The sequence below is a fragment of the Endozoicomonas acroporae genome (assembly GCF_002864045.1).
Classification (GTDB): Bacteria; Pseudomonadota; Gammaproteobacteria; order Pseudomonadales; family Endozoicomonadaceae; genus Endozoicomonas; species Endozoicomonas acroporae.
The window spans coordinates 37,137-43,136 of sequence record NZ_PJPV01000129.1; the positions used below are offsets into that span (position 1 = coordinate 37,137).

Consider the following 6,000-nt stretch of genomic DNA (forward strand, 5'->3'; position numbering starts at 1 on the left):
ACTGAATCCAAGCCTGTCCGGGGCTGATGTGTTGTCTTGCCGCTGTTTAACTAAGCATTCCTGTTTGATGAATGATATGATGTCCCGCGCTTTGGGCAAGCCTCTTTATTAAATCAATGAGCAGAGGCAGCCAGAAAACCCGGGCGGGGGGCAGACTGGCTATACCATCAGTTACGAGCTGTACCTTTAACCCCGCTTTCCCCCAAGGCGGGGTATTTTTTTTATGGAGCACATGCTATGAGTCACTCTATAAGTACAGGCAAAAGCAGTGCCAGGCTGTTGCTGATTGATGATGATATCGAGCTCTGTGAATTGCTGGTGGAATATCTGGCCACAGAAGGGTTTACGGTCTCTGCGGTTCATGATGGTGAAGCCGGGGTTGATGCCGCTCTGTCCGGGATGCATGACCTGGTGCTGCTGGATGTAACCTTACCTAAGCTGAACGGGTTTGATGCCCTGAAGCAGATACGCCAGCAGTCGGACATCCCGGTTCTGATGCTGACTGCCCGTGGCGATGATGTGGATCGGATTATCGGTCTGGAAATTGGTGCGGATGATTATTTGCCCAAGCCTTACAACCACCGTGAGCTGGTGGCCAGAATCAAGGCCATTCTGCGTCGTGGGCGCACACCATTGATTCCGGAAGGGACCAGCCGAACCCTGCAGATTGATGATATTGCCCTGAATCTGGCCAACCGTGAGGCCGCCATTGCCGGTGAACCACTGGAGTTGACGGCCACTGAATTTCTGGTGCTGAAATCGCTGATTGAAAAAGCCGGTGAACTGATTTCCCGGGATGACCTGACCCAGATCGCCCTTAACCGTAAGTTGACACTTTATGATCGGGCCATTGATATGCATGTGAGTAATGTGCGCAAAAAGATTGGTACCCGGCCTGACGGCAATCCAAGGATCAAAACCGTGCGTGGGTCTGGTTACTTTTATATTCTTCCGGGCTGATGGGGTTGCCAGTGCGAGTTAAAATTCCCGGGCTGGTGGTCTGGCCATGGCACAGTGTCTTCTGGAAGATTTTTCTGTGGTTCTGGCTGACCATGATTGCCATGCTGGTGACGCTGTTTCTGGCCTTTGCCATCACCGTCGACCCTTCGGACTTTCTGTCCGAGCGGCGGGCGCTGTTTCGTGAGCTGGAAATAGCGGCCCGTAAAATGGAGCTGCTCTCCCGTACTTCCGTGCATTTACCCATTCCCCGGTTCCCCGGCAGTGGTTACTACCTGTTCGATACCGAGGGGAATATTCTGGGCAGTGCGTCGATCTCTGAAGAGTTGATTTCTGCCTACAATAAAACCCGGAATCTCAGCGATCCGACCATTACCTTTCGCAGAGGGGTGGTGGTGGTCGGCCCACAGCGAATTACCCTGAATGATGCCCCCTACGAACTGTACCTCACCAAGGAGATGCCAATGCTGGTGCACTGGCGGGTGCAGCAGGTTATTGCACGTCAGTGGCATCTTATTATTCTGGCGCTGGGTGTCAGCTTCTTTCTCTGTGTGGTTCTGGCCCGCTACCTGGTGGGGCCGATTCGGAACTTGCAGCGGGCCTCCAGAAAGCTGGCCCGTGGCGACCTGAGTGCCCGGGTAGGCGGCAAGGTTGCCAGACGCCGGGATGAACTGGGTGAGTTGGCCAGGGATTTTGACCATATGGCGGAGCAGGTAGGGTCTCTGGTGTTCAGTAAAGAACGGTTGCTGCGGGATGTCTCCCATGAGTTAAGGTCGCCGTTAACCCGGTTGCAGATCTCTCTGGCGCTGGCCAGACGAAAAACACCGGATGCCGAGGCAGAGCATGCGCGCATCGAGCGGGAGATAGAACGCCTGGATCAGTTGATCGGGCAGATCATCCACTTTTCCCGTATTCAGCATAATATGGCCAACATGGCCTGCGAGAACATGGCTCTTGAAGGTATGCTGAAAAAACTGGTGGACGATGGCAACTTTGAAGCCCAGGCCCGTGACAAGGCCGTGGTATTGAAAGAGAGCGCTAAAATTGAGCTGGTGGCTGTGCGGGAGTTTCTTTCCAGTGCGGTGGAAAACATCATCAGGAATGCGATCCGTTTCACTCCGGAAGCTTCGGAAGTTGAGGTACGGCTGTTTCGTGAGAACGATGTGGCGCTGATTCGTATTCGTGATTATGGGCCGGGGGTGCCTGAAGAGACCCTTGACGATCTGTTTGAACCCTTCTTCCGGGTAGATGAAACCCGGGGTAAGGAAAATGATGGAACGGGTCTTGGCATGGCGATTGCGAGTACTGCAGTATCGCAACATAACGGCTCCATTGCTGCCCGCAATGCCCACCCGGGTCTTGAAGTGACTCTTCGCCTTCCGTTAAGGAATGGATTGAGTGTCTGAGTTTGCTGACCTTCGCTGGGACCTGTCCTATGCCGAAGCCATATCCATGCAAACGACACTGGCCAGTCAGGTGATCCAACAGGATGACCTGACTGAAATCACCCGTGTTGCCGGTGTTGATGTGGGCTTTGAGGATAACGGGCGGGTAACCCGTGCCGCCGTGGCGGTTCTGACTTTTCCCGCCCTGGAGCTGCTGGATTACACCATTGCCAAAGTACCGACCCGGATGCCCTATATACCCGGGTTGCTGTCGTTCAGGGAATGCCCGGCGATTCTGGCAGCACTTGGCCAGTTGCGGATAACGCCTGATCTGTTGCTGTGTGACGGTCAGGGAATGGCCCACCCACGGCGCTTTGGCGTTGCCTGTCATGTTGGTGTGCTCACCGGGCTGCCCGCCATTGGGGTTGCCAAGAGCCGACTTTGTGGCAACAGTGATACCCTGCCAGAGCAGAAAGGGGCCAGGGTTGAACTGCGGGATAACAATGAAGTGATTGGCAGTGTGCTGCGCTCCCGAAGCGCAACCCGCCCACTGTACATCAGTATTGGCCATAGAATATCGTTGAACACGGCGGTGCATTATGTTGAATCATGTCTTACTCGCTTCCGGTTGCCGGAAACCACCCGTTGGGCAGATGCACTGGCTTCCAACCGGGGGCAGGCTGTTGCCAGGGCCAACCAGATTCTGGCTCGCTAACGTTTTCTGCGCTCTGGCAGTTATTCTCCTGGGGGGCTGTGCAGGAAATGACCGGGAGGTCTACAGCCAGCAGCAGTTTCAGCAGCTGGTGGATAAAGGTTTTCTGTCACCGCAGATTCGCAATCTGGATATGCTGCCGATGATGACGGTGCAGCTCTATCTGGACACTCCGCAGATTTTTTTTCAGGGGGATGGCAAGCCCCTGATGTTTCATATCAATGGCAAGGTGGATGCGGATATCTTTGGGGGGATGGTCACGGAAAAACTGCCGGTGCAAATTACCGGCTTCACCCAGCTGAGATATTCCAGGGAAGATGAGGCCATTTATTTTACTGAGATAGCGTTTATGGAAGCCCGGATTGACCTGGAAGTGGCGTTGTTCAAAACCATGATCGTGGACAGCTTTCAGAAGACATTGCTCAAAGAGCTGGCCGGGATGCCATTGATCTCGTTGGTCAAAACACCGGAACTGGCGGCCATCATCGAATCACTTGCCAGACATAATGCTGATGGGCAGATTCAATTTGATATCCACGAAGGCAGCCTGGTGATTGAACCGGTTCCGGGCCAAAGTGATCGTTCTTCTGGCTAAAGTTTGTTCTGGCAGTCATCACTTTTCCTGGGAGCCTCCTAGCCCGGATATTTCATAAACTGCCCCGAATCTCGCGTAGGACTTTGTCGCTCTAAGGGATTTTGTGAGGGAGCGCCGTACCGGGGAGTACGGTCGACTGAACAAAACTCCCTTAGAGCGGCAAAGGACAAGCGAGAGCGGGAGCACGTTTATGAAATATCCGGGCTAGACGTCAACAGGTCCTATATACAGTTTTCATGCAAATGGTGTATCAGATCACTGCGTAAGCCCTATATTTTAATGATGTCCCTGATGAAGAGCAGACATCATGAACAGTATCAGCAATACGCCAGCACTCAGGATTGAAACACCGGCAAGCCAATCCCCCCTCTCCGACACTGTTGACCAGGCCAGCGGAAAACAAGATACCAGTCCCCGTTACCAGACACCGACCGCACATGGGAAACGTAAAATTACGGTTCAGGACAAGCTGGACCTGGTCATGGCTGTCAGATCCGGACGCCGCAATGAAGTTGAACGACTACTGCATAAAGGCGTGAACATTCGCAAACAATACTATTTGAAATATCAGGATTCCCCGTTGAAAACGGCTGTGAACCATCGTCGTATCAAGATTCTGGAATTGCTGCTGGAGCATGGGGCAAACCCTGACGATCATACCGTTGGTGCCAAAACGCCGTTGAACTCTATCCTTAAAGAAAAGCCTATCAGTATTAAGGTCATGAAGGTATTGCTAAAACACGGTGCGAATCCTGACGCCAAGACCAAGGGGCGCTACACCCCGTTGTTTTGGGCTGTCTACCATAGGCATATCAATGCCGTAAAGCTACTTCTGCAACATGGGGCAGACACTAATAGCAGAAGCTCCGGCTTTGAAACGCCACTATACAAAGCGGTGAGATTGGGGGATATCAAGATCGCGAAGCTGTTGCTGGAATCCGGTGCGGACGTTAATGGCAAGTCAACCGGCTTGACCACCCCTCTGTTTATTGCGGTGCACTCCGGGGGGTTAAGGAGGGTTAACTTGCTGTTGGATTATCATGCGGATGTTAATAGCGTCGATGCCGACAGGACAACCCCTCTTGAGTTAGCTGCCTGGAAAAAGCGGGTTGATATTGCCTTTGAACTGCTCAGGTGTGGCGCTCGTGCGGATAACGATCTGACCAGAAAGTTGGTCAGGAAGGTTATCCGTACATATAAGATAAACCCGAAAACTACACCGCTGTCGCTTAAAGGTGCCAGCTTGCGGACCATTGGGAAACATCTCGGGGGACGTGATCCGAGAGTTTTGCCTTTGCCCGAGGCCGCACGGAAGGAATTGCGATTACAGAGACGAGGAACAATATTTCCGTGAATCGCCATTAGCCATTCTTGCACTGAATCTCGTCCCGGGTTAACTCGAAGGCTTGAAGGAACCCATCATAATATTGAAAGTGTCCATTACCGGATAGAGCGGGTAGAACGCACGTGGGCTGGCAAAGTTTCGGGTCAGGTCATATTTAAAGTCGCTGAGAATAAAGTCCGGAACCTCCGGAACCCATTGGTTCCCCACCTTCCTGAAGGTGAACACTTCGCTTCTGGTCTGATAGCCGGAGTATGACTCCGGGAAGATAGTTAATACGGTTACAATCTCTCCGTCATCATCTGCCCGCATACGAAACCTGGGGGGCACATGAATTTCGTAGGCCCGGGAAATACCCACATTAAATTTTGATTTGGAAATAATTCGCACATAAAAATCCTGTGGACTCAGTTCATTGGCTTTTGCCCGTCCTTCAGGAAAAATAATTTGAAACAAATGACTTGAGTGATAGCGTTGCACCTGATGCTTTAACAGTTTTAATGCGTCTTCAGCAAAGAAGCGGGCGAACTCGTCAAAGTCAAACGTGTTCAGGTTTCGAACCATCTCAAGGACGGTAGATTTCAGCGCTTCTTTATCTGCTTCAGATAGTGACGAATCCCGGTGGGGCATCGGTGATGTTATTTCTGCCAGGAGCGGTTTGTTTTTGTCGTTGGTTTCTGCCCCACCAAGGCACGACTGGACAGTAACGAAGACGGCAATCATGCCAATAAGACATAATTGAATGACTCTGGACACTTGAACCTCCTGACAAACCAGTAAGTAGCTAGCCATATGAAATCATATATTTCTGACTCCTTGTTCAGGCACTCCCGGCAACTGCTCCTGCGTTGCTCTAGCTCCTGCATCCATGCAGTCGTGCTTCGTTACAACTCCGGTCACATAGCTACGGCTATGCTCCCTCCGTTGTGCCTCGCATAGCACCTGCCCAAGTAGCCAGAAATATATGATTCCATATGGCCAGCTACTTATGGACATAAGATAGCCAGTA

General features: G+C 52.0%; 6 protein-coding genes. 5 read left to right on the plus strand and 1 reads right to left on the minus strand.

The window, feature by feature from the left end; genetic code table 11:
* Nucleotides 1-237: 237 nt before the first annotated feature.
* From CX664_RS18055 to CX664_RS18075, 5 genes are all read left to right on the plus strand, one after another.
* Nucleotides 238-960, plus strand: coding sequence for a response regulator (locus CX664_RS18055; protein ID WP_101748074.1), 723 nt, complete (start codon nt 238-240; stop codon nt 958-960).
* Nucleotides 961-971: 11 nt separating this feature from the next.
* The gene (locus CX664_RS18060; protein WP_163373049.1) at nt 972-2,363 is read left to right on the plus strand and encodes an ATP-binding protein; all 1,392 of its coding nucleotides are present in this window, start codon (nt 972-974) and stop codon (nt 2,361-2,363) included.
* Complete coding sequence (nfi, locus tag CX664_RS18065; RefSeq protein WP_241693491.1) at nt 2,356-3,057, plus strand: deoxyribonuclease V; 702 nt, start codon at nt 2,356-2,358, stop codon at nt 3,055-3,057. The genes CX664_RS18060 and nfi overlap by 8 nt, the downstream gene beginning before the upstream one ends.
* Nucleotides 3,026-3,649 carry a hypothetical protein gene (locus tag CX664_RS18070; RefSeq protein ID WP_101748076.1) on the plus strand — a complete coding sequence of 208 codons (624 nt, stop codon included), beginning with the start codon at nt 3,026-3,028 and terminating at the stop codon, nt 3,647-3,649. Before nfi ends, CX664_RS18070 begins: the two co-directional genes overlap by 32 nt.
* A gap of 307 nt (nt 3,650-3,956) precedes the next feature.
* Nucleotides 3,957-5,003, plus strand: coding sequence for an ankyrin repeat domain-containing protein (locus tag CX664_RS18075; RefSeq protein WP_101748077.1), 1,047 nt, complete (start codon nt 3,957-3,959; stop codon nt 5,001-5,003).
* A gap of 39 nt (nt 5,004-5,042) precedes the next feature.
* On the opposite strand, the gene CX664_RS18080 is transcribed toward CX664_RS18075, so the two are convergent.
* Nucleotides 5,043-5,747 carry a hypothetical protein gene (locus tag CX664_RS18080; RefSeq protein ID WP_146000124.1) on the minus strand — a complete coding sequence of 235 codons (705 nt, stop codon included), beginning with the start codon at nt 5,745-5,747 and terminating at the stop codon, nt 5,043-5,045.
* Nucleotides 5,748-6,000 lie beyond the last annotated feature (253 nt).

Excerpts from the sequence above, each read along its gene's own strand:
- CX664_RS18055 (WP_101748074.1), top strand. The coding sequence starts at position 238 with ATGAGTCACTCTATAAGTACAGGCAAAAGCAGTGCCAGGCTGTTGCTG.
- CX664_RS18075 (WP_101748077.1), top strand. The coding sequence starts at position 3,957 with ATGAACAGTATCAGCAATACGCCAGCACTCAGGATTGAAACACCGGCA.